The organism is Bacteroidota bacterium (genome assembly GCA_013696965.1).
Taxonomy (GTDB): domain Bacteria; phylum Bacteroidota; class Bacteroidia; order JACCXN01; family JACCXN01; genus JACCXN01.
In genome coordinates this window covers 24,623-51,131 of record JACCXN010000025.1, presented here as the reverse complement: position 1 = coordinate 51,131, position 26,509 = coordinate 24,623, and the positions used below count along the sequence as shown (strand labels likewise).

Here is a 26,509-nt window from a genome sequence, read left to right as displayed (position 1 = left end):
AAAGCTCTGTAGCTTATTTTGCCAGTTAAATATTCGGCAACTAATTCTTCTTTTGTGATTTGTTTTCTTTTCATTTTGTGCGAATAAATTTACAGTTTTTTCTGTAAACCTATTTCAGGACGAGTCATATGGCCCGTGTGATAGCGTGGGTAAGCAAAAGGCAGCTTATACAATGCAAACACTTTTCTTCCTTAATCTAATCATTGTATAGGCTGCCTGTGGGCTTTTGTGGGAGATTGCAGGGTTTACACCGCAAAACACTTTCTACCTTAATTTAAACAGGTGTAAATTCTGCAATGTGGGTTTGGCTATTCTCCTTTTTTTGTTTTAAATCCTATCTGTTTCCGGGGCTTGGGATTTTCTTTCTTTTCCAGTAATTCATCAAGGTATTGAAAAACAAGTTCAATATTTTTTCCGTGGTTATCCACTTTCTTTTTTATGTATTCAATTTCCAAACGTAATTCTGTATTGCTTAATAGCATTTTACGAAGGGCTACAAAAGCCCTCATTATGGCAATGTTCATTTCTCTGGCTCTTTTACTTTTCAATACACTTGATAACATTGCCACTCCTGTTTCTGTAAAAGCAAATGGGCTGGAACCTCCTAAATATTGTCTGGAAGGTATCACGTTTTGCGATACCACTATTTCCACTTCTTTTTCTGTTAACACGAACATAAAATCATCAGGGAACAAATCCATATTTCTACGTACTGCTTGTTTTAATGCCCTGTTTTCTACTCCGTAAATTTCAGCAAGATGAACATCAAGCATTACTTTTTCTTCCCGTAATACAAGTATTTTACTGATTATCTGTTCCTGCGGTATTAGTAATACTGTTTCTTTCTTTGCCATAGTATCATTGATGTTTGGAAGGTATCACAATTTGTGATACCTTATTGGTTTGCAAAAATAATTTTTATTTAACTAAACGGGTGATGTTTTGTAAGTAAGTCGGTTAATCCTGTTAGTTCCTGTATTTCATAATGCTCGGTGCTGCTGATGTGCTTGTGTCCTACCATATACTGAACCTGTCTTTTGCTATACATTTTTATCCAATGCAGGATTATACTTGCTCTTATATGCCCCGCATTTTTTACTACCTGATTAATTCCTTTCAGTTCGTTCACTAAATACATCATTGTGTTTGCAGGATGGCAATCAAAAAGTTTTTCATTTATAAAATTGTTTTCGCTGATGTATTGGTGCAGTAAAATTATTTGCTTGCTTTCAAGCTTTATTTCCCTGCTGTTGCTTCTTCTTGTGGATGGGATATAGATTACCCCTTCATTTAATTTTACGTGGCTTATTTCAATTTTATTTAGTTCCCCGCTGTGGATGGCCTGCCATATCATCAGGCTTAATATTACTGTATTTCTCTTGTGTGCCTTCTTTCCTTTTTCTTCCCTGTAGTGTTCTTTGGGTTTTGCATATTCCTGGTAAAGCTGTTCAAGCTCTGTATAACTCAAAGGCTGATGGATGACTTTTTTTATATTCCCTTTTATATGCACTCTTCTTGCGGGATTGGCTTCTATTGTTCCTTCCGCTTTTAAATGCTCGTAATACTTTCTAATGCTGTTTAAGCGGTTGTTAATGGATGATATGCCTACGGATTTGCTTTTTAAGTGCTGAACAAAGCCTAATATTTCTGTGTAGGTTATCTGCTCTGTTCCTGTCATTCCTTCCTGCTCTGCCCATTTCTCAAAACGTTCAATATTTTTAATGTGTTCCTGTATGCTGCTTTCTGCAAGCTTTTCATCTTTCAGGAAGTAGTAAAAATTCTGTTGGTTCATCTTCTTGTTTTTTTAATGTGTTTACTATATGGGTGTAAATTTGTGTGCTTTCCAAACTGCTGTGACCTAAAAATTTTGCTATTTCTTCTATTGGCATTCCGCTTTGTAAAAGGTGCGTGGCTATGGAGTGGCGCAGGCTGTGGGTGGAAAACTGTTTTTCTATTTCTGTTTTTTCTTTCAGGTATTTAAAACGGGCATCAAAGCTTTTCATTCGCTTGCCTTCCACATTCAGTAAAAGGGCTAAACTGTCTGCATTCTCTTTTTTCATTCCTTTTTTTACGTGCCAGGCTGTGCGGTTGTCCTGTAAATACCAATAGCGCCCTTCTTCAATATAGCTGCGTAAATCTTCTAAATGTTTCTGTGCTATTGGCACGTATCTTTGTTTGTTCCCTTTGCCTTTCCTTACAAAAACAAGCCCTTTGATTAAATCTATATCGGTAATGTCTAATTTTGTTCCTTCATCTTTTCGCAGTCCGCAACCGTAAAAAATAGCAATGATTGCCCTGTCCCTTTGTCCCATTGCTTTGCTGTTAAAAGTCGGGTGCGGTTCAAAACTGGCTTCGTAAAGGGTTTTTATTTCTTTTCCGGTTAGTATGGTTCTTTCATCTACATCGTTTGTCATTCGCTTTGTAATGATGTCTATTACAGATTTTCCGGTCTGGTTCAGGTAGCGGGCAAAAGTGTTTATTGATTGTATACTTTTATTGATGTGGCTTGCGCTTAATGAACCGCCATACATATTGTTCCTGCGGGTTTTCAGGTATTTTATAAATTCGCTTATGTGTCTCGGCTTTACCTGTGTGATGTGGGTTATTTGCTTGATGGTTTCAAGGTAGTTCAGTAATTCCCGAACGTGAACAGGCAAGGTATTTACTGTGGTTTCTGCATAGCCCAATATGTCTAACCATTCTTTAAAACCTTGTTCTAAATGTTTAAAGTTGCTGCTTTTCAGGTGTAGGTGTTTCATTTTTTTTCTGTGTGGGTCTCTTTTTATTTTTCTGCAACTTCTTTTGTTTTTGCTTTCTTTCCTTTTGTTGGTGCGGTTTTAAGTGGTTGGTTTTTCTTTACAACTTCTTCCAACTTCTCAACTTCTGTTCCTTTCAGTTGCTGCAATATCTGGTCTAATACTGTATTTATGCGGGTTTCCAATTGCTCATATTCTTCAAAGCTGATTACTTCATAATTAAATCCTTTCTTTTTGTCCCCTTCTGTTTTGCGGATGTAGCCGTATTGCTGTAATTCTACCATAAACATTTTTTGCGTGTTGTGATTGATGCGGAAGGCTGACCGGATTTCTTTGTTTGTAAATTTCTGTTGGTTGTGTGCTTTCAGGTGTTGTTTCAGGTTTTCAAAAAAGGCTCTGCAAGCCCCATTTAATTCATCTGATTTTCTTAATAAAATATGCTTCATCAGGGCGTTTGCTTCTGCAATGTCTTCCAATGTGGTTTGTATGTAAAGTTCCCCCGTTTCTTCATCTGCTTTTTGTTCTCTCTGGTATTGATTGTAAAATGTGATTGCTTCTATAAATGCTATGTAGTGGGCGTTTGTCCTTCTCGGCTTAAATACTTCTTTTGGGATTTTTAAATATTCTGCATAGGGGTTTCTGATGGTTACAGGCTGCAAAACTCTTTGAACATTCTGCATAAATTCTTTTACCTTCTTTTCTTCATAGCTGTTGATTTTTCCGGCACTCAATAATCTTTGATACTGCATTACTTTTTCGTCCTGTTCTTCTGATTCATCAAGGTAAATCAGGAAGGAACGGTTTGCATTGTCTTCATAAATTCTTTCCTGTGTGGTACAGCCTGCAATACATACAGGCCCGTAAACTACAAGGTGTATGGTTTTGGCATTTCCTTTTTTGTCTTTGATGGTTACGGTCTTGCTGATTTTCTGCTTGCTCTGTAGCTCCCTGATGGGATAGAGAGCCGCAAGAGCTCCGTCTAAATCTTCTATTAATACAAGCTTGTGGCCTAACTCGTCTTTGTCAAAGTAGTAAAAGGCATTTCCGGTAAGTGATGTAATTTCTATTTTTTCTTCCTGCGGTATCAGTTCCCCTACTTTTTCCTGAAGGTGGCTTTTTCCTACGCCTGAACTTCCAAAGCTTACAATGTGCAAAGGGCGGTATGTTTTTCTGCTTGTAAAAATCAGGAACATTAACAGCCTGTTTAATTCTTCCCCTATTACCCCTGCTTTTCCTATTATTTCATTAGTTCGCTTTAGTAATTCAGGTTGCTTTAAAAATTCTATGGCTGCCTGTTTTTCTTCTGCTGTAAGGACTTTGCGGGTTTCCTGCTTTACTGCCTGTTTCTGTATTTCTTCCAACCTGTAATTTTCAAGCTCATTGATTAACTGTCCTATTGCTTTGCTGATGTAGCTTGTGCCTATCTCTAACCTTTCTGCGGTCTTCCTGATTAATTTGTCTGCTTGGGTATCGTTGTATAAGTCTAAATTGTGCCTGATGGCTTGCTGCTTAAATTCTATTTTTACCGTTACTCTTAACCTGTCCAGTCCTTCAAGCCTTATCCCGCCAAGCACAGAAAATAAAAGCTGCTCATATTTCATTGTAATGTGGTCGGAGTTCTGTGTGTTCAGAGTGTTTGCCATTGTAAAATATTTTTCTTGTTACGTTTCGGTGACAAAAGTAAACTATCCATTCCAAAAAAACAACACTTTTACTAATTGCTTGTTACGTTTACTTGTCTTATTTTTGCCAAAACATTACAGATAAACAACTTTTAGGCACGTATGAGTGTAAAATTTGGTGATAGAATGATGCAAGCCCGTAAAGAAAAAGGGCTTTCCCGTGAAGAACTCGCAGAGAAGATAGGCACATCTGGGCCTATTGTGGGGCGTTATGAACGTGGGGATATGATGCCTTCCGTTGAGATTGCCACTAACATTGCCGAAGCATTGGAAGTAAGTTTAGATTTCTTGGTAGGTAAATCTTCTTTGCTTGTGAAGGATGCTAATATGTTGGAACGGTTGGAAGATATTTCAAAGCTGCCAACTGCTAAACAAACGGAACTCTTTAATGTGATGGATGCTTATTTGAGAGATTATAAAACAAGTAAAGCGTATAGAAAATAAACGCCCAAGCTGTTAAGCCTGGGCGGTGGTACGCTATGGATATATTGCAAAAAGGCTATCGCAAAGATGATTTTGTTTTCTAATGTTTACACTAAAATTTTCTGGAGTAGATACAATATCACATTTAGAGTTTTCTCTTATTTGAGTATGCTTTAAATGAAGGTAAACAGTATTACTGTCTTTTTGAGTATAGTTCCCTAAAGCAATCGGTATTTCTGTTTTATTTCCAACATTGTCCACATAATAATATTTAAGATTTGACAAAAGATTTGAACCTTCTATAAACTTGCCTTTCAGCCTCAATATTACTGATTCTCTAAAATCAAAAACAATAGTGTCTTCTTTTATTTCAAGCGTGTCTTCTGCTTGTGGGTCTTCAATCAACACCAAAGGCCCTTCATATCCTTCAGGAATTAAATAAACCATTACTTTTTCATTCCTGCTACAGCCAAAAAGAAAGAATAAAAGAACAAATATTTTAAACTGTTTCATTATTTTTTCTCTGTTTCTGGTGCTATAATGTCTAATGCTGTTTTATTCCCCTTACCATCTATTGACCAGGCTTTACTAAAGTTCCCATCTTTTGTTAGTTCAACCTGCACATTTACACCAATCATTTGTTTATTTCCATCACCTGGCAAAGACCACGCTGGATTACCCATTGACCCGTGGTTATATGTTCCTAACATCAATGATTGTCCGGAGTTGTCTTTAATGAATGTTTCTGCATCTGGAAAGCCATCACCACTTATTTGTCCTTTAATACTTAAAATCCCATCTTTTTCCGTAATATTCATTAACCCTTTAATATCAATATCGGGTGTTAAGCCACCTACTATTGGTAATTTACCCATAATTGGTTCCGCAGCCGAAGCTTTAAAACCATACATTCCACTTTTATCAGCACCAGCAATTGCTTTTGGACTTGCTACATCAACTTTAGGATTTAAGAAAGGTGCTATTGGATAATGTAATTGAATTGATGGGCTACTAAAGGCATTATATTTTTCCAATTTATTACCATCTGTTTCAATATGCATTTTAAAATGAATACGTGCAGAAGCTGACTCAGAAGTGCTCGCAGTTCTGTTATCCCCTATTGAAGTGAACGGACGTCCAAAAACACCACTGCTTTCATAAGACCTAACAAAGAAAGTAAAAGGGTATTGACCATCTTGGTCAATGTATAAAATAGGGTTTCCTTTAGCATAAGAATAGGGTGACCAACCAGGCATCAATTTGCTCATTGGGTCGACTTGCCATCTTCTTACTAATCTTGGGTCATATCCATAATCCCCAAAACTTATATGATTTCCTGTGCCTTTAACTTCATTATCATTTTCGTGCCCCCCGTATGAGTAGCGGTAATCTGGGCTATTGAAAGAGCGCCCGGGCATTTCCATTCCGCCCGGATAAAAATCCCGTGTCACTAAAATATCGGCAGTATAATAATCAATGGTTCCGTCATTGTTGTCATCAACAGGAATTTTGCGGTCAGACACAACTACCAGCACGTTCCCTAAATGGTCGATTAATTCATACTGCTTTTTACCAACTGTACGCACTATAGGTGAAGGAGTTTCAGTGGAACCTACTTTAAATAATTGGGCAGGAAGATTACCAGTAAGTTTGTAACCTAAAGTTTGGTCTAATCCTTTTGTTCCATTGTTATTGATTGTTGTGAAATAATTGTCGTTGCCAATACCCGGTATATACATTGACCCATCCCTGGCTCTTCTCACTTCTCCATACTGGATGGAATCAGTATAGGTTGAAGCTAACCATCTACCAGTAATAGGATTTGTTGTGTTAATATTAAATTGGAATATATTTTTCTCTGACAACTTGCCCGAACCGTAATCTTGCATGTAAATACCATGTTGAGCAAAGTAAACGTCCTCTGACAGCGGAGAAAAATCCATCCCTGATTTCCCAATGGTTCCTGCCCCGTTATCTGCTATTATGCGTGTTTCTGCGGGAACAATAGCATTGCGATTGCTGGGATCAAAGGTAAATATATTAATTTCAGTTGCCCGGTGATCAAATCCTCCGATTTTCTTCTTCCTACTGTAGTAGGCTATCTTTTTACCATTTGCAGATATATGTAATTCACCGTTACCCGTTGCGTCTCTTCCTGGAATGGAAACCATTACTTCTTTGGAAGGAATTATTGTTCCTGGTAAAAATTCAAAAGCAACAAGTTCTGTAGTGCCGTCATCTGCGGCTGTTACCGGTGCTATGTACCTAGTTGTATACATGTAATTTATTCCTGTCAAGGCATCTTCCAATGCAGTAAGATGAGAGCCGTAATTACCACTGTTATCAAGTGGTGTGTTCTTCTGAACTACTTCTCCCATAGGATTGCTTAGGCCATATCCAACTGAATTCATATTTATACTATGGATAAATGGATTTCCATCGTTTCCTACCGTAAACAAATAATATTCGTTGTTATTGCCAGGACGTTTCATTACTATCGGTTTGGCGTTAAAGTTAGCAATTATTCCATTGCTGTTTTTCATTAAATCACCATTTTTATCGTAAATTAAACAAACATTTTCATTTCCCAGGTAGTTTTTGGCAACTACAGTGTAAAACTGTAAATTTCCATTTATATCTTCCGCAACACTCACTGCATTGCCTGCCTGTCCCATAAATTCAGCAATATTAACAGTATCGCTATATACATTCGCAGTTCCAGTAAAATTTGCCCTTTTGATCTGGCAATTACAGGTTTCTGTTTGGGAGTCAATCGAATATTTTTTTATGGCAGGACTTATCCAGTTTAAGAGTTCGCTATTCTGCATGATGCCTGCTGCTATAAAATCAACATTGTTGGCTGCATTGGATGTAAAACTAGCAGTACCTATTTTAAATTCTGTATCACTTGAGTTTATTGACTGACCTATACGACTGCTTCCATAGATGGGCTGTTCACGCATAAAGTAATCGGCTTCATAGCCTCCGTTAACCGAACGGTTCTTTCGCTCATAAGTTCCCATTACATTCCCTGATGCATCTCTTACATAATAAGTAGTACTTAAAGTAGTAATATTATAGGGCTGTGGTATTACTTCCTTACTTATACGATTACCAGAGGCGTCATATTTAAATTTAATGGTTTGAATATGGGAACCAGCCTGATTTTTTCTTATGCTGTCTATTTTGCCATAAACATTCCAACTAATGGAATTACTCACTGTAACAGGAATTCCTTCTATAATTTCAGGACCTGTTTCGCTGATTAAGTTCCCAATTGGATCATAAGCATAACTGTGAGTTCCATGAAATGTTCCGGAGTTTATGGTATTGAATTCTCCATCTACAACTGTAACCAGTTTATTGGTGCCTGCTGTATAAGTATAACCTAAATCATCCATTAGGTTTGTTGTCTGGTCGTTTCTCTTTAAACTAAGGATATTGCCATTGCCATCGTAAGTATATTCAGTGCCATAACTATTTGGATTATTCCAATTAAGACCTTGATCTGAAGAATTCCTAAAATCTGTTTTCACCAATCGGTTGAGTTGATCATAAGTAAATACTTCCCCTTTTAACTCATTTCCAAAAGCATAAGCTGTTGGCCCAGAATATACATTGGTTAAATCAGTATTTGTGGTCCATGACGAAATGTTACCATTAAAAAGGGCATTATTGGGGCCCGCATAATTATTTGCAGTATTTAAAGGTGAGATGTTCCCCATGTTGGAGCGGATAAAATCACCATTGAAATAACCTAAGCTCATCCCAAAAGCATCTTTCATATAATCTGATCCCACGTAACCATCTTTCCCCGGATCTTTGTATGGATCAAGCAAGGGGGTATTGATACCCTTTAACCAGCCTGAAATGGTATAGGTGTAATCTATTCCTTGTAACTTATCTTCTCCAATTGTGGTGCGTCTTAGAGGGCCATGGTCATAGTAATCATAGGTTCCGTCCCTGTCCCATAATATTCCATTGCGGGAGGTTTGCACCTGTTTTATGCGGTTGTCCTCATCATAACTGTATTTATGAAAAAAACGATCCAGGCGGTTTTCATTAAAACGCACCTTCAGCACATTTCCGCTTATAAGGTCATAATCATAGGCCATGTAGTTCTTACCAAAGCCTGGTATGTCCTGCACAAGCCATTCCACATTTCCATGAGGATCATAGCTGTAAAAAGTCTCTGCACGGTCATCCAGTGTTAAAACATCACCGTCTTTATCTGTAAAAGAATGGCTTACCCTGTTATTTAAAAACCTCTGCTGCTTACCGTTGTAATGAACCGAACCTGCATCAGTGTATACTGTGGTGGTTACCTCTTTATTGTTGGTAAGTGGAAATACCTGATCGTTTGCGTCAAGGTTTAAAAAATGATTATTCAATCCGCTTTCTCCAACTTCTTGTATCCGGCTTAAATAATCATACTTAGTATAAGAAAAGGATGAATCTGCCTTTTGTTTTGCATTTTGCGAATAACGCAATTGTGCGATATCATTGTATTTAAACCTTGAGGTTCCTCCATCAGGAGTGGTTTGCAATACCAATTGAGCAAGGCTATTATAATCATAGGTGGTTGTATGAGTGTGTTCTGGGCGAAAAATAGATGGTGTGTAAGTTGGATTGGTACGGGACTTCAAAAGGTTTGCTATTTCTGTACTGTTCAAGAAATTAACACCCTCCGGAGGCACAGTCTTTGTAAGGTTGCCTGCCCTGTCGTAATAATAAAGTGTATAATGATAATAAGGCAGTCCATATATTATATTAACTTCATCCTTGAAATTGTCTTTTTCCAAACAAGAACTTTGAATGGTTTGCTTTACACTTGCTTCCATTATATCAAGGCATTTGGCAAGCTGCTTTTTAAGGTCATCTTTTATTTCTTCAATTAATTCAGGTATTTGTGTGTTTTGGGCCAATTCTTCCGGTTCTTCTCCATAAAATGGCCGCTCCCATACATACCGAATTTTAAAGGTACGTGAAGGACGTGTGCCATTTGAAAGGGTATCTGTATCTTCTGCAATACATCCCATTGAATCCACTACTTGCACTATATAACTTCCAAGTGGAAGATTTGTACCGAAGGCTGTTTGAAAACTTGTTTCTGTTATACTTTCCTCATTTGGTAGTATGTTTACACCTGATTCATCTTTAACTCTAATCCAGTGGAAAACAAATGGTGTAATGCCATTGTCGGCAGTGGCAGCTAGTTCACATGGGGTTGCATTGGCTTCAAAACTCACACTAAATGGCAAAGGATCAATTAAAATTGTAGATTCTGATTTTGTACAACCTTTAATGTCTGTAACTGTAAGAGTATAATTTCCCGAACTTAAATGATCAGCTGATTGTCCTGTGGATACTAAACTTCCTCCACGAATCCATTCATAGTAATAATCACCGCTACCGCCAATAACGGCCGCATGTATAGATCCGTTCTCAGAACCATTGCAGGTCGGGTTAGATGGAATAAGTACAATTTTCAATGTATCTCCCTGAACTACTGTAAAATCCGTTGATGCCTGGCATTGAAAATTGTTGTCAGAGGCAGTTACCCGGTATGTACCTGATAAAAGTCCGGTTCCTGATGATATACTACTTTCAATTCCATTAATAATTGAAAACCAGCTAAAACTACCACTAAAGGTAGATCCGCCACTAATGAAAACTTGTGGTATTACATCAGCCGATTCATCAAAACAACTTTCAGTGTTTGATACATTAACTGAAAGAATGGCTGGGGATATGTGGAAGTAATTGGTAATGACACAACTGCTATTATCTGTTACGGAAATGCTGTAAACTCCTGCACTTAAACCAGTAATTGTTGAATTGTTGGTTCCTATTTGGATTCCTGATGCATTTTTCCATACATACTGATTTGCTCCTGAACTTAATTGAGCTGTTGCCGATCCCGAGGTGGAACTAGGAGAACAGCCAGAAGGCGTAGTGGTTATTGATAAGGATGGACCTGTATATGGAACTTCAATTATTAAAATTTTACTGCAGCTCCCATTACTCACACTAACCTGATTTACACCTTCTACTAAAGCGTTTGCAATTGCCGTTGTCTCTCCAGAAGGACTCCAACTAATTATATCTCCGCCACTTATACCCAAAACCTCAGCTGAACCATTTGCTGTTCCCGGGCATTTAATACCGTCTAAAAGGTTTAGTGAAACTTGGGGCAGGTTTAAAATTGCAATGGTATGTATGGCAACGCCTTGCTGACCACAGGAATCTGTTACTACAACTGTATAATTACCGCTTAAAGTAACAGGCAATATAGATTGGGTTCCTCCGTATTCACTAGCAATATTTACTGGTGTACCTCCATCAGAATAACTCCATTGATAACTATATTGATTGGAAGGTGTGGAAATGTTAGATATTACCGCATAAAGGTTGGATGATGAACCTTCACAAACTGTTTCTGACCCTGAAATACTAACTAAAGGGGGACCTTTTATTGTTATATACTTGTTAACTTCCTTATAACATCCACCATTGCTTGCCTTCAGTTTAACTTGATAACCTTGGTTAGGGGAAAATGCAAAATAAGTAAAGGTAGTATCAATTGCATTGGATTCATAACCGTTTCCAAAGTTCCATAAAAATTCAGTTGCATCGTTGCTGCTGGTATTGGTAAAAACTACCGGACTGCCTATACAGGCTGGACTTGGTTGCATGGTAAAAGAGGCACTAACAATGGGAGCTTTTACGCTAATTTGTTTTGTTATTAAACTTGTACAATTTTCAAAAGTGGTGGTTAGGCTTACATAATAAGTCCCTGTTGTAGGATAAACATATTGCGGATATTCAGCTAGGGAAGAAGTGCCATCTCCAAAATCCCATAAATAACTAGTTGCCCCTACTGTTACATTGGTCACAAAAAGTGGACTACCCACACATACATCAGTAATGTTGAAAAAAGCCTGTGGATTTCCTGACTTTACATAAAGGGAACATACGTACACGCAGTTTCCGTTATTAACAGTTAGGGTTACTAAATACATTCCAGGGTCAGCATAGTTGTGGCTAGTGTTTTGAAGACTTGAGGTGTGTCCGTCCCCGAAATTCCAGAAATAATTAAGTCCGATTCCGTTTCCGCTGCTGCCACTTCCAAAAAATTCAACAAGAGTAGTATCACAATTTGATAATGCGGTAATAGTGGTTACAGGGCTTGCAATTACTGTTACAGTTACGCTTTTATATACAGTATCTCCCAAAATAATTGAACTTACCGTATAGGTTGTAGTTACTGAAGGACTAGCTGTTACACTGGATCCGGTGTTTGCACTTAATCCAAAAGCAGGTGTCCAAATGTAGTTGTCGTTATCTCCTCCGCAAGCAGTTAAAATGACAGAACTTCCTGCACAAATAGTTACATCTTCTAAACAACCTATGGAACAAGGTAAAACTGTAAGAGTAAATTGGTCAGGACAAGGTCCACGAGTCATCCCCACGAAATAAGTTGTAGTGCTGTCTGGGCTAGCTGTTACTGTTTCTCCTGTGCTGTTGCTTAATCCAATATCTGGGTTCCAAAAAACGCCCTCTTGATAAGGACTAACAGTTAATATAGCACTATCTCCTTTGCAAATAACTGCTGTAGTAGAAGAAATATGAAATGCTTCTCTTGCATATATAATTATGGATTCACAACTCGAAATAAAACTTCCTTCTGACCTTACATAATAGATAGTTGAAATGTTGGGGGATACCTGAATGCTAAACCCTGTATCTATTGGCGTTCCTCCACAACTATCTGCATACCAACTCCAAAAAGAAGCAGGGGCTAGGTTTCCCCCAGTTACACTTAGTGTTTTAGTTTCGCCTGGACAGATCCATGAACTATCAGGGCCTTGAGAAATAAACATTGGTGCAAAACTGAAATGAGCAAGTTCGGAAGTACTGTTATAGTAATCCCTTGCTGTTGCTGTTATGAATGAATGCGTTATTGCTCCAATCAATGCACTCCAATTGCCAGAACTATCGGAAATAACCGTAGTAAAATAGTGATTCGCATTTTCTGGCCCTGTTCCTCCAAATATTTCTATGCTGTCTCCTGCTTCTGATGTTCCGATGACTAATCCTGAAAGATCTACAGAACTTATTACCGGTTTTGCCTTGGGACCTTCATTTGCTAGACGTATAGCATTTGAGTTCTCATAAATTAAATTTCTAGTGAGAAGAATATTGTTCCCGTTAACCTTAATTCCTGAATTATAATTATGATAAGCTATTATATTGAATTCATTTACTCCTGAACCACCCACCAATACCCTGTTGCTGCTGTAATCAATATGTATACCTGAGCCATACAAAGATAAATTTGGGTTATTTATATAGTCTGTCCCTATTATATTTCCTTTTATCTTTCCATCAGATGATTGGGATAAATAAACATCATTCTGACCACTTTGATTTATTGTATTGAATAGGATTTCAAAATAGTTAGCATAATAAAAAGAAACTGCATTATAAGAAAAGTTTCTTATATATAATCCCTTTATAATACTGCTATCATGAGAATGAAAATTAAATCCATCAGATATTAATGATTGCCCATCAACAATAACAGATGGTTCATTTAAAAGGTATCCTGTTTGGGTGCTACCGTCAATAGTTACTTGTTTAGTAATTGTTGGTAACTGATAATCTAATGCTATAATATGCGGAGCTGTGCCGAGAATATTAAAATTAATGGTACTTACTCCGCTTGTGTCATTTGATTTGCGAATAGCCCATTGCAAGGTTCCTGTCAATGCAGTATCATTGGGATTCACTGAATATAAATAGGGATCAAAATCTGTTGTCTTGGTTACAGTTAATACGTTTTGGGCATTTAAACCAAGGCTTAATACGCATAGAAAAACAAGTGTCGTTACAGGTACCTTTAAATCGAGAAAAAAACGAATAGGAGCTTTTTTATTCATTGTAATTTTATTTTTAATCATGCGTTTTTCACTGTGTGCGTATTAGACTAATTCTGTAAAAAAGTGTATACAAATTGAAATAAATACTAAAACTAATGTATTTATTATTTGATTCTCATGATATAGTATAATGCATAAAAAGGCGGTCTGTTTTCATGAGCAGCAGTTGCATCTGCGCCTGAACTGTTTTCTGTATCGCCATTAATTTGACCAGATAAATTAACATTTCCAGTAATTTTAATTGCATGCTTATGAATACCAGCTGTTGCAGTTTTAACATCTCCTGGTTTAATTGGTCCTCTACGAAAACCAGTATTATGAATTCCAGTTTGAGATCCCTTTTGCCTAACCTCAATATTATGAAAATGACTTCCATCGTCTTCTGTAAATCCATCATAATTCATTGTTGCCCCTGGTGCTATTGAAGCAGTCACTTGATGTTTATGGGCAGGTGAGCCAGATTCATTCGATTTAAGCGTATATTTATTTAAACCTCCCTGATTAGTAAATTGATAATTTGTATTTTCCAGTTCTCCATTAGAAGCAGGAAGCTTTTGGCCTACTCCAACAATAAAACTACCTTGTAAATCAGGAGTATAATTATTGCCATTACAAATTGCCCAACCATCATACTTGGCATGTCCTAAACCAGTACCATCAAAAAGATTAGTAATATCATTTGGATTCATTGGGAAAAATGAAATAATTCCACCTACAGGAACCTTGCCGGATGATTCATCACATGTTAATGTTCCAGTCTTATGATTTTCCATTTCTCTCCAGCATGAGGCTTGATCTACATAATAAAAAGCTTGTTTAGTAAGGTCATACACCAACAAGCCTTCTTCAAGAGGGGTTATTGCCATACGTTGAGATGTAGTTAAACGAGGCAATAAAACTCCCTTATTGCTTGAAATTATATCCAGCATTGCAGATACATGAGGAGGATTATCACCCTGTACCAAAGATACTCCCCCAGTCGTATTTACCTGCCCAAATACCTTAATATTTAAAACAAAAAAAGTAAATGCGAGAGCAAGAAAAAAACTATATCTATTAATTGTTTTAATTTTAGTGCGATTTTTCATTTTTTTTAATTTTATAAACAGGTTAATTAAATGGTTAAGGTGTTATTACATTTACTTCATAAACTTTGGAAAAGGGGGCATTAGGACTTGAGGGAGATTGAAAAGTGCAAGGATCTGCAAGATTTCCCCACCATACAGCTTCATCAGATTTATGTTCACATTTTTTATCAATTTGAGGCAGGTCTGGTATAAAATTCCAACTTTGAATCTGAGTTATTCTTTCTCTTTCGCATTTTGGGAGCAGAAGTACATCACAATAGGAAACTTCTTCATAACCTGAGCCACTAAAAATTTTACAATTTCTCAAATATTCCTTAGGATATGCTGTAGTTGCAGAATTTGGATTGTTAAAGTCTTCCTCCAATGGAGAATAAGATCCCACAGTAGCACTTACACGGATTTTAATAGTATCGCATTGTCCAATACAATCACCAACAATTGCATCTACAATTTTTTCTATATCAGTATCTGTTACTATATTATTAGTGTCAGTAGCACATCCTCCAATTTGGTAACAATTTTCCAGAAACATTTTTATGATCCCATTTCTAAAACCATCTCTGCGGCTTTCGCAAGTTGTATTGCAGTTTATAAATAAAGTATCAAAAATTCCTAAATAATTTTGTGGAGTAGGGCAATCGTAACTTAAATCTTCAAATTCTGTTTGAGGAACAGGCATATAACCTACATTATCCAGGTAAAAATTATGTCTTTCTGCTCCCGACCAATTCAAATGGGTACGTGATGCACAAGCTGGTTTAATACATAAATCAGAGGGTGGTTCAACAAAGCAATGACTGAATTCGAGATCAATGTATGCAGGAAAATTTCCGTTTGTTGAAGCAGAAGGATTTACAATATCTGCTTGAGTATAAACAAAATATTTAAAAGCATATTTTGGATCAATAATATAAGGAAAGGTAGGTTTTCCAAAATTAACTAAACCAGAATTTACAGTTACCGGTTTATTTTTAACATAATGAATTGCATCATCCGGATAAAAGGTAGGAATGCCATTTGTATCAAGAATTTGAGCAAATTGATAACCTGCGCATTCAAGGAATAATTTTGGCAAATTTGCAACAAAGGCATTTTGAGGCGATTCGGAATCACCTGCGCCTGAACGATCTTTTCGTAATTCCTTCCTTAATTTTTTTGCGGTTATCCAATCCAATAACCATTGAGCAATTCCAGGGGACTCTTTAGCATTTTTATCGGATTCATTGTTAACAGTGCTTTCAGGACTATCTTCTGTAGAACCTCCTTCATCCATAGAATCATCTGCGCCTTTAGCTACATTGTGGTTATCAGTTTGGGGATCCATGTTTAACAATTGAGCACTTTCAAATTGACTTACAACATTTATCCAGCAAGCCCAAAGTCTCTCACAATCATATTGGCGCTTATTGACAATTAATGTAGAGTCATTACGATCCTCAATATTATACTCATCAACAAGCATATGGTAAATCATGAAGTTGAATTCATTATCTAATAGATTGTATCCTTTAAACATTGTATCCATACTATTTAAACTCAATCCTAGCCTTGCTTTGGCATAGCCTTCAAAATCCAAAAGATATCCATTATCAAGTTCTTGCCAATTATCGTTATAGTAGGTAACTAATTCAGAGGGTTCAAAACAGCTAATTAATGGGGTATATCTTACAGGAATTTTCATGCTGTTGCAACAACCTGCTTTAATGTTTAGAAAATTGGGTCTTGTCGGGGTTAAAGCTAAAGGATCATAGGGCTGATCAAAACTAATTGAATCATCAGGGCTTCTAAGCATACTGTCCAAACCTGGAATTGTATAATAAAGCCCAGGATTCGGAGATTGCTTATCTGTAGCAATATTAGCACTTAAAGTATTGATATTTTCGTAAAAACCAATTAGTCCATTTTCATCATTAACAATTTCAAGCATCCCTAATACTAAATTAACCAAGGGTTTAATTGCTTTTTGTACTTTTTCCATACTTGATCCTGCGATTGAAGCCTGTGCATCGGTTGAAGTGAATATCCTTTTTTCTATAATATAATTTCCTGGTTCTAAAAGAGGTTTCCCACTTGAGGATTCTAAAGCTAAAGTTGGAGCACCTGAAATTGGATACCAATTAATTGAACTGATAGTGCGGTACAATCCATCACAGGATGGTAAAGACATTTGTCCGCTTGTATAAGAATAATTTTCACTGATATTGTGAATAAACAGTTCAACAATATAATTGCAATCAGAGTCTGAAACGGGACATAAAGGAAGGTTTTCACATTCCATACGGTATGAAATATCAACTTTTGTTATCGAAGAAAAAGAAAGCCTTTTTGTGCTTATAAAGCCATTTTCTGCAGGTACATTTACAGTTGTTTGATTATTAACCGTGTATCCTTCATAATTTTCAGGTTCAGAGGATAAAGGATTTAAATTATTCGGGCTGTTTTTGACAAGGCAGGTTGCAATAACATTTCCTTCTTTTGAAGTATAGACCACTGATTCTGTATTGTTTGCATCTACAGTTATTGTTTTAAACACGCTTGTTTCAATAGGTGCTTCATCGCCAAAAACTCTCAATAACTCATCATTAGAAGGTGTTCCGTAATAGGTTCTTACTGTTCGGCCTTTGCCATCAATTTGTGACCCCATCGAATGTATTTTTCCAGGCCCAGATTGTTCCTTAACTCTTCCTGAACCATCATTGTAAAACAAGGTTCTGGAAAATGGATAACCATTTGCGGAAGGAATATTAAGATCAGTGTTGTTATCAGAATAATAAAAATAATCTGATGTGGTTAAGGAAGAATCTACTGGTGAATTGATATTACGACCATTAACATCAAAATTTTCAAAATCCTTTGCTGTATATGTTTCCCCTGAGGAATTTTTTACAAAACCTGATTTGAACTTATACATTTCAGATTCGATAACAGGTACAGGTAAAGTTGATAAAGCGGGCCTTCCACTATAATCAATAATAGATTGTGAAACGATCGTACTTTCTTTAGATTGAATTCGAGCCTGAGACTGGATAATTTGTGATAGACCATTTGCATAGCTTATATTTTCACTTATTCTGTTTCCTTCTGTAAAAACTCTGTTGTATATCCAGTTTATATTATCATCTGGGTCAGTAAAATAGCAGAGAGAAGAACTACCACCTGTTACATCAGCATTTTTATTTAAATTCAAAATGGTTCCTGTAGGTGGAGCTGAACTCCACTGCCCAAAATTTTGGAAATTTGCAATGCTCCCTTCATAAAAGCTCCCTATTGCACGCACCCTCCAAATATAAAATCCTGTTCCCTCTGTTACAGCAATCTTAATCTGTTTTGAACTGCTTTGCGTTTCAATTTTTAATGCTTTACTCCAATCTAATTTAGCAGTAATAATATTTTGGTCACTCAAATTCGCCACTGAACTGTTGTGCAGGCGCAATAATTCAAATTCATAATTAGGAAAGTTATAGGGCGTGGAACTCCAATCGAATGTGTGAACTCTAGTGTAGAAAATTGGATTTGAATTATTTATTAATGGTGCTGGCACTCCAGTGAGCGTTCTAACATCGACCCCATAGTCAATTTCATAATAAAATTTCAATCTTGCTGAATCTTGTATAATAGTATTTATAGTGGAATTAGTGGGAAATGAACCAGTGGGTGGTGTAACTGTAAAAACAAATTCTCTAATTTGTTCAACATCATTTGAAAAATCATAAACAAATATAGTTTCTGGTGTGTCCTCGTTAATTAATAAATTTTTATGAATTGTAGGTACTATTATTCCATTGGACGAATTAACACCAATTAAAGAAAAATCTACAGGTAAAGAAAATTCATGTTCTCCCAAATTATAATCAGCTCCAAGATTTAACAAAACATATATTTTTGCTGATTTTATCTTTGTATTTAATGGTTTTATGTTAAAAGCTGGAGATGTTCCTGGGGTTTGAGTTGAATCAGGATAATAAGGAGTTTTTACTACAATGTCTACTCCAGTCATATTTGCCGTACCAATAACAGAATGCTCAAATACGGACTGTTGTGCAAATGAAAAATTCATAAGCATATAAAACAGTAAATTAAATCCAAAAACAATTTTTTTAATCTCTTTTTTTATCATTACCTTTAGGTTTACCGGTTGTCAATCAATTGATAATACTTATAATAAGGAAGCAATAAATTGTCCTTTCCTACTATTTTTTCACTCACTGGCCTATCTAATTTAACTCCTTTGTAGTCATTCTCATTTTTCAAATAATGGACCTCCATTCTTTTCACTTCATGAGAAGAAACAAAATCAGTAATAACACTTACGACATTACCTGTTTTATTGTCGTAATTATATTCCATTTGATCAATACTTAATTGTTCCCTGGCTTCTCCATTAAATTTTAGAATCATTCTGAGTAATTCCATATTTTCTTTCTTAATAGTTTCACATTTTATTATTGTGGATAAACTAAATAAGGTGTCCTTTAAAGCAGTGATTTTGGTAATCTGATTAATTGCTTCATTTCCTTCTTTCATTTCTGATTGTCCCCAGATTACTTTCTTTTTAGAATGTATAATCATAAATACATCTCGATTATCCTGGTATACTTCTATATCATTAGTAATATATTTAATTCTATACTTATTTGCCCATACCTTTACATCTGTACTAACCGAGGGAGTATTTTTATCCCACATTGTAATTTTTTGATTGTAATTGACATAAAAGACACTTTTTTCAGGCAATACCCTTGAATCATTAATTTTATTAAATTCCTTTACTCTTTGAATACAAAGGTTTGAAACACTTTGTGCAGTGAGATTTGAAAAGAAACAAGAAAAAATTGTTAGAATAATTATTTTCATCCTTTATGGTAAATTTCTTGGAATTAAGGGTGTATGGTATTGTTTTTCCTGAATGGTTTTTAGTCCACGTTCTGTTTCAATTTGATTGCGTACTAATTTACCTTCATCATTATATTGATAATACAATCCAAAATGCTGATCATCAAACTGGGTTAATAATTTAAGACTAGCGACATCATAAACATAACATACTGCTTGTGCATTAAGAGGCTGAAACCTAAAATCATCCATATAAACAATTTCACTATTTTGTATAGTGTAATTTAGTTTAAGGGAAAGAATACTGTTTACAGGAATTGAGTTAAAATCGTTTTGTGATAATTTAGCCTCATACAATGTCCATTCTCCTGTTTGAGCAATTTTTGTAAATGGCTTTTCTAATACATTATTTATTTCAACCTTTAAGTTATTGTTCGAATTTACACTGGAAGGTGAGTAAAATGCACTTTGAACCCAAATTTTAACAGATGCGCCTTTCGTTTTTAATTGTTGATTAAGTATTACTTTTTGTACAGGATTTATAAATAGATGTCCTGGCAAAGCACTGTACACCAAGGATTTATTTCCGGAATGGGCAATTGTATCAATTATAACATTAGGTATAGAACAATTCTCAAAATCCTCAAACTGAACTGAATTATATGAAGCATTTTGAGCTGCAACAGTTACTAAAACGCCTCCATAACCATACTTGTTAGAACTATAAATGTCAAGAATGTTCCTTTCTTCAAGTGGTAAACCATGAGGAGAATATTTTGTAGTTTCACTGGAAATTAACCATGGATTAGATGAGTTTGTTGGAAGAGAATCCCATTTAAACATAGTAAAATTATTAAATAAACCACCAGTATAAATTCTATCATTTAAGCCATTAGAAGAAGTAACATTGGTTCTAAATACATAGCTTGATCTTGAATGCCACTTCTTATTCAATTCAAGCTTCATGTTATTCGTGATTCCATATTCATTATCTATAGTTTCATTACCAGTAATTTCAAACCAATCCTTTTTGTATGATTGTGCAGTAGCACTAACTACTCCATGAAGGTTAGGAGGTATTGATGAAAGATTAGAAATGTTTAAAAATGGACTTTTGCCATAATATGTTATATTTCCAGCCACCTCAGTCAATTGGTTTGTTCTTGAATCTGAATTTGATATTTTAGATTTTTGCCCCATTTCATCATAAATCCAGGAAGCGGGAATTACAAGATTATAATAGGATCCATTTTGGATAAGATTAGCGTTTTGTTGCTCAAGTCGCAATCTGTCAAATCCATCTGTTGTTTTTGTTAAAACAGGTTTACCTGAATGAGGGTTAAAAGCTAAATTCTCACTATGGTTTACTACTCCATCCTGATAGTTAGTTACACTTTTTTGAATTGCAGGATACCTTAACACTTTTGTGGTAGTGTGTGTGTTAAATTCATTTTCGGCATATGTAAAGGAAGGAAACAGACCAAAAGTGGCAGTGGCTCCTGTTGTTAGAATAGATACTACAAGGTCCAAATTGAGTGATAAATTCATATTTATATCACTAAATGAATTCATATAACTTGTTATCTGTTCTTCTTTTCCAGGATTTGTATAATTTATGCTATAGGTTTCAGTATCCTTATTATAAATAAGCATTGGGACTCTTTCACCAGGTAAATAATATTCGTATTCGGAATAGGAACTTAGTTGACCACTATTACCATAGTTTGACATTTTTCTTAATTGGCCATGCATATTGGTATTAATAAACCTAAAGCCTTGTGCAAGCCATAACTTTTGAACAGAGTAATTAAATAGACCTAAAGGAATATTAATTTTATCTTTTTTTCTATTGTCTTTTAATTCTGTATGTTCCACTCCTCTACCTTCTATTTCTGACCTTTCTTCATCATAAAGTCTGTCGAAAGCGAAATCTTTAGCAGTATAATACTCTTCAACTTTAAAACCCGTCCCAGTTTTACCGGTATGAATATTTCGAACTGTTATACGGGAATAACTTACTAAAGGGCTAGGTAATAAAGATTCTCCTAAAGGACCCTCTGATTGTTTTCTATCTAATCCAGAAATTACTTTAGATGCAAAGCTTTGTTTTAAACGAGGCAGGAATGTTTTAAGGGCATTTTCTTCACTACCTGGTTCATTGGTTGCAACTCCACTACTTCGCCCATCTTCTAAAGTGTATGTATATTCCGTTCCATAAACAGTTACATCTCCTGTATTTACTCCATTATCAAACATCAACACTCTTTTTACACGTATTCCGCCTCCTTTTTTATTTGTCGTAAGTAAAGGAATTCGAAGATAGGATAATGGATAGTTAACAGTTCCAACATCATCAACTTTAGGAGTGGGGTAACTAAATTGTTTTTTTGCTAATTTTTTAAGTACCGGTCTTACAAAATCTTTACGAAAATCGGAATCAAAACTATCTTCAAAATCATCTCCGTTTTGTACAGCAACATGATATTGTTCGAGAATTTGCTGATCCACATTTTCTAATTCCCCAAAGCAATCATTGTTATTTAATAATCCATTTCTTTGGGTAGCAAGGAAACTATGAGCAACCCATTTAGGAACATTCTTTTTTCCTCCGTTTTTGGTCCCCAAGCTAAAAAAGATGTTTCCTCCTGAATCAATACCAATGGTATTAACTTCAGTATAGCCTGTAATATAATCAGATTTGCAACTATTCAAAGAAGGATTATTTCCCTTAAGGGCATAAAGGAATTTAAAAAAAACTTTTTCCCTTTCATCCTTGTTTTTTTCTGGCAATAATCCAAAATAAACACTTAATTTATTTACTAATAGGACTTTTTCTGCAGAAGACAAAGTATTTAAGCCAACATCAGCAAGATTCAATAGATATTTTGTTTCATTTGGTTTATTGCTATCAACTGAACCAGGTAAAAGACTAATCATAGCCATTGCAGCTCTATCCTGTACAAAACAATAATCACCTTCTTCATATTGAATGTTAATTTCACCTCCTGATGGTAATTGAATTTGTTTTAATTGCCACGCAGCAGGATCAAATTTATCCTGAATCAGTGCACGATTTTCTTGAGAAACCCAAGGTTTCAATAAAGCTTTTCTTCCAGCTCCCTGATATTGATAATTACCCCAGATATCTAAAGATTCAGGTTGATAATCTGGATTTTGATCAGAAATAGAATATCTTGCCATTTCATTCAAATGTTGGTACTTATTTCCACTTGCGGCACCTGATGTATAATCAGTCCTGTAGATATATTTAAAAACATAAGGCGAAATCTTTGCTTGCACCACACCTTCATATTCAAACCAGATTTTTTTTAAAGTTAATTTTCCACTTTTATTATAGTCCTTGGTAGAGTTAGGATTAATTGGGTAATTTCCCTCTTGAGAATTTGGTAAGTTTCGAACCAAGCTATTGTTGTACTCAAAATGAGTGGTTTGAATTGGTTTTTCAAATCTCGACTTTGCATAAAGAACTATACGTTCTAATTTTTCTACCTTTTGATCATTATTCATGTTTGCGCTGTTTCCTTTAATGGAAGCAGGATCCATACCCTGTGAATCAAATCTCAAGGCACCTAATCCATCAAGTCTATCATCCAAACTTCCATTCAAACTATTAATAATAGTTGCCTTTAAGGCCGGATCCATATTCAGGGGTAAATAATTGTTAAATTCTGTACCAAGTGTTTGATTAGTAATGAAGAATGCTACATGCGTTTTTGTTTCAATTGCTTTCATATAATAAACTTGTTTTTCACCCGTAGAAACGGTGGCAATGTCGTCATGAGAATCTGATAAGGAATTTTTCTGATAAAGCAAGCCTGAATAAGGAGTTCGATATTGGTACCATTCTGAAGCTAAAAGATTGTTGGTAAACGCTGCATTTCTATATCCAAATTTTGTCCAGCCTCCAAAATCTTCTGGACCTAAACCATTTGTTGTAGCATCATTTGGATTAACCACATTTACATAATCTGGAGTTGTGATTTGGGTAAGCAGATAGGCAGTAGCATAGGGCTTATTTTTTGCTTCTCCAGTTATGGTTTTATTCTTTAATGGAAACTTAAGGTTAACAGGATTGGCAGCTGGTGAATAATATAAGTAGTTGTTTTCAACAGTTCCTTCTTTCTCAGTACCAATTTGAAAATTTCTTTCGTTCCTTGCATAAACAGGTAAGCCATAAACATAACGTAAACCGCTTTCATTATGAATGCTTAATTCGGCAATACCATCTTTCATGGCTTGGTCATAATTTTTACTGATGATTTTTAATCCAGGGTCTTTTTCAAATCGTTTGTTTTCATCAGTTATAGGAAAAATATTATAATCAATAAATGAAGAACCACCAACAGAATAATCTTCTGAATCAATATTCCTAAGGCCCATGTTTCCTAATTCTGCATAAAAATGTTTGGTTGCTGGAATTATTTGAGGAATATTAACACATGGAAAATTCAAAGTATCGCCTGGTCCAAACCCATAAAAATCAATAGTTGGAATTTCAGTAATCCCTAATAAGGTAAAGGCCGCAGTAATGAAGTCCTGGGGACTGGGCGATGAAGGCAAAACCAAAGAAGAAATTCCTGGCTCAGAAACTTCAGCAGTTACAGCATCTGAATTGCCATTTATAGAATATTCTACACTTCCTCCTAAATCATTATTAAATCTAAAAAAACCTTTATCACTTGGATCAAATTGGAAATCGGCAGGTGTTTTTTTGCATACAGGATTCCCAGCGGCTCTCCAATCACTTATTTCAACTTTATGTTTTCCTGTTCCAGGAACATTAAAATTAAAGCCTATTCCAAGATCAACAATTTTTCCAACAGAAAAACCAACAGTAAATTCTAGTGCTAATTTTTTCAATTTTTGTTCACTGGTTAAAAAATTTGGATAATAATGGCCCAATTTTTTATGAAACAATTGAAAACCTCCTCCTAAGCCCTCCCCTGAAATAAAATAAGAATCTGAATTACTAAAAGGCATTCCAAGAAAATGGTCCCTTTTATTATAAGGATTTCCTTTTTCAACAAAATGATCAGAAAGAATTTTATCTCCCCCTGAAACCAATAAATTATCAATATTAGGGTTATACATAAAACCACAAGCAAGTCCTATAAATTCAGGATCATTTGCCTGAATATTATAATTTCCAGAATGCCCAAACTCAATTCCATAATTTGAACGGCCAATATCTACTTTAGAATTTAAAGCCCAATCATAAGAAACTCCTTTATATCTTGCTACACTTACATTACTGGAGAAATTTGAAATTGAATGTGTTCCATATACACTAACTTTATTTATGGCTAAATCCCTAGCTGCCTTTCCAACATTTTTAAAGTCGCCAACAGTTTTAGCTTTACTGGATTTATATGACCTATTTACGAAAGATTCTTTTTTGGTTTCACTATCTACAGTTTCTTGTGATGTATTATTTGAATTGTTTTTTTTCTTAGAACTATTCAATATATTTAAAACATCCACATTTGCACTAAAGGTTATTCCTCCGCCACTAACATTTGCTCCAACTGAGCCATATCCAGCTATATTAACATCAAATCCTGTGCTAGGGGAAAATCCCTGGTAATTATTATACCTTAATGAGTGGTCTAATCCTAAGGATAAACCGACAGTGGAAACAGAATCTTTAGGCGAGTCCTTCTTTTGCTTATCTTTTGATTTTTTTTCAATTTCCCCATCTACAGTAATTGCAGATGACCAATTAGGTCTAACCTTATTATATTGTGTAACTGTATCATTTTTATAATCATCTGGAAAACCTCTTAAGGAACGATTAACTGATCCTGCATTGAGGGTCCAACCAAAACCTACCCATGAGGCTTCCTCTTCAGATGATGCTCCGCTATGATAAGACAATGACAATGGATATCCTCCTCCATCTGGTCCTGGAATTTTAATTACAGGTAAATTGTAAGTGAAATCTCCTGAAAAAGGATTAACCATATCAGTTGTGGCAACGGGCTCAAAACTGGAAAATTCCGGAGCGTTCGGGCCACCATTAAGTGCAAATGATAATGTTGGACAAAATAGTTGATTAATAAAATTAATCAACATAAAAAGTGCTATTGATTTTCTGAGTGTTTTATTCTTGATCATAATACTATTATTTTTTCCAAAATTTTATTAAAGGAATAGATTCTATATCTTTTTTTTGAAATACAAAATGATTTATTCCTGTTTCAAAAATCTCATCATTATATACCAAGTCCAATTCTTCAAAATCAGTGTAATTTGTTTTTTCATCTGTTGTAAATACTAAATGAACATTCCTGTCTTTTGATAATCCATATACATTTTCAAGATTAATTAATACAGGTGACAACTTTTTATCCTTAATTTTTAAACTGATGAAATCGGTTAGATCAAAATTCATTGAAATAAATTTTTCTTTATATTCTTCATAATTTTTCACCCCGTATCTCATTACATCCATGTCATTTTTATTCTCTTCATCCAATGCAATGTTCAATAAAAAAGTATGGTTGAATTTGTACCACTCCATTAAACTATCTTTTAAAAAAGTATTGAACTCATCATGCGTTTTCAAATCTTTATACACTAAAAATTCAGGAGGTAAATACTTAGCTGTTACCTTAATTCCATTAATGCTTTTAGATTTTATTAAACCATTTTCTAAATTGTTCATCCACTTGAATAATTCTTTTTCATTAGAAAAACCTTTTTTACATGAATTCAAAAAAATGATGCAAAAAAGCATTAAAATAAATACAACAATAAAAGATGCC

At 35.2% G+C, this 26,509-nt stretch carries 12 protein-coding genes; 1 reads left to right on the top strand and 11 read right to left on the bottom strand.

All coding sequences use genetic code 11. From position 1 onward, the window contains the following. Nucleotides 1-308: 308 nt before the first annotated feature. The 4 genes from H0V01_04510 to H0V01_04495 all read right to left on the bottom strand — a co-directional run bounded on the left by H0V01_04510 (nt 309) and on the right by H0V01_04495 (nt 4,399). Nucleotides 309-854, bottom strand: a complete 546-nt coding sequence (locus tag H0V01_04510) for an ORF6N domain-containing protein (GenBank protein ID MBA2582634.1) — start codon at nt 852-854, stop codon at nt 309-311. 68 nt (nt 855-922) lie between these two features. Beyond that, on the bottom strand, nt 923-1,792 hold the full coding sequence (locus H0V01_04505) for a site-specific integrase (protein MBA2582633.1): 870 nt from the start codon (nt 1,790-1,792) through the stop codon (nt 923-925). Next, nucleotides 1,755-2,759: a tyrosine-type recombinase/integrase gene (locus H0V01_04500; protein ID MBA2582632.1), complete on the bottom strand. Its 1,005-nt coding sequence runs from the start codon at nt 2,757-2,759 to the stop codon at nt 1,755-1,757. The genes H0V01_04505 and H0V01_04500 overlap by 38 nt, the downstream gene beginning before the upstream one ends. A 23-nt stretch (nt 2,760-2,782) precedes the next feature. Then, nucleotides 2,783-4,399: a hypothetical protein gene (locus tag H0V01_04495; GenBank protein ID MBA2582631.1), complete on the bottom strand. Its 1,617-nt coding sequence runs from the start codon at nt 4,397-4,399 to the stop codon at nt 2,783-2,785. A 141-nt stretch (nt 4,400-4,540) separates the two neighbouring features. On the opposite strand from H0V01_04495, the gene H0V01_04490 reads away from it, so the two are divergent. Further along, nucleotides 4,541-4,882, top strand: a complete 342-nt coding sequence (locus H0V01_04490) for a helix-turn-helix transcriptional regulator (protein ID MBA2582630.1) — start codon at nt 4,541-4,543, stop codon at nt 4,880-4,882. A gap of 33 nt (nt 4,883-4,915) precedes the next feature. Here the strand turns inward: H0V01_04490 and H0V01_04485 are convergent, their stop codons facing one another. The 7 genes from H0V01_04485 to H0V01_04455 all read right to left on the bottom strand — a co-directional run bounded on the left by H0V01_04485 (nt 4,916) and on the right by H0V01_04455 (nt 26,409). Beyond that, complete coding sequence (locus H0V01_04485) at nt 4,916-5,374, bottom strand: hypothetical protein (GenBank protein MBA2582629.1); 459 nt, start codon at nt 5,372-5,374, stop codon at nt 4,916-4,918. Then, nucleotides 5,374-13,803, bottom strand: a complete 8,430-nt coding sequence (locus tag H0V01_04480) for a PKD domain-containing protein (protein MBA2582628.1) — start codon at nt 13,801-13,803, stop codon at nt 5,374-5,376. The genes H0V01_04485 and H0V01_04480 overlap by 1 nt, the downstream gene beginning before the upstream one ends. 104 nt (nt 13,804-13,907) lie before the next feature. Then, nucleotides 13,908-14,891, bottom strand: a complete 984-nt coding sequence (locus H0V01_04475; protein MBA2582627.1) for a hypothetical protein — start codon at nt 14,889-14,891, stop codon at nt 13,908-13,910. A 34-nt stretch (nt 14,892-14,925) separates the two neighbouring features. Beyond that, on the bottom strand, nt 14,926-18,948 hold the full coding sequence (locus H0V01_04470; GenBank protein MBA2582626.1) for a hypothetical protein: 4,023 nt from the start codon (nt 18,946-18,948) through the stop codon (nt 14,926-14,928). A gap of 71 nt (nt 18,949-19,019) precedes the next feature. Then, nucleotides 19,020-19,745, bottom strand: coding sequence for a hypothetical protein (locus tag H0V01_04465; protein ID MBA2582625.1), 726 nt, complete (start codon nt 19,743-19,745; stop codon nt 19,020-19,022). A 3-nt stretch (nt 19,746-19,748) separates the two neighbouring features. Then, complete coding sequence (locus H0V01_04460) at nt 19,749-25,859, bottom strand: hypothetical protein (protein ID MBA2582624.1); 6,111 nt, start codon at nt 25,857-25,859, stop codon at nt 19,749-19,751. Nucleotides 25,860-25,866: 7 nt separating this feature from the next. After that, on the bottom strand, nt 25,867-26,409 hold the full coding sequence (locus H0V01_04455; protein MBA2582623.1) for a hypothetical protein: 543 nt from the start codon (nt 26,407-26,409) through the stop codon (nt 25,867-25,869). Between the last annotated feature and the right edge of the window lie 100 nt (nt 26,410-26,509).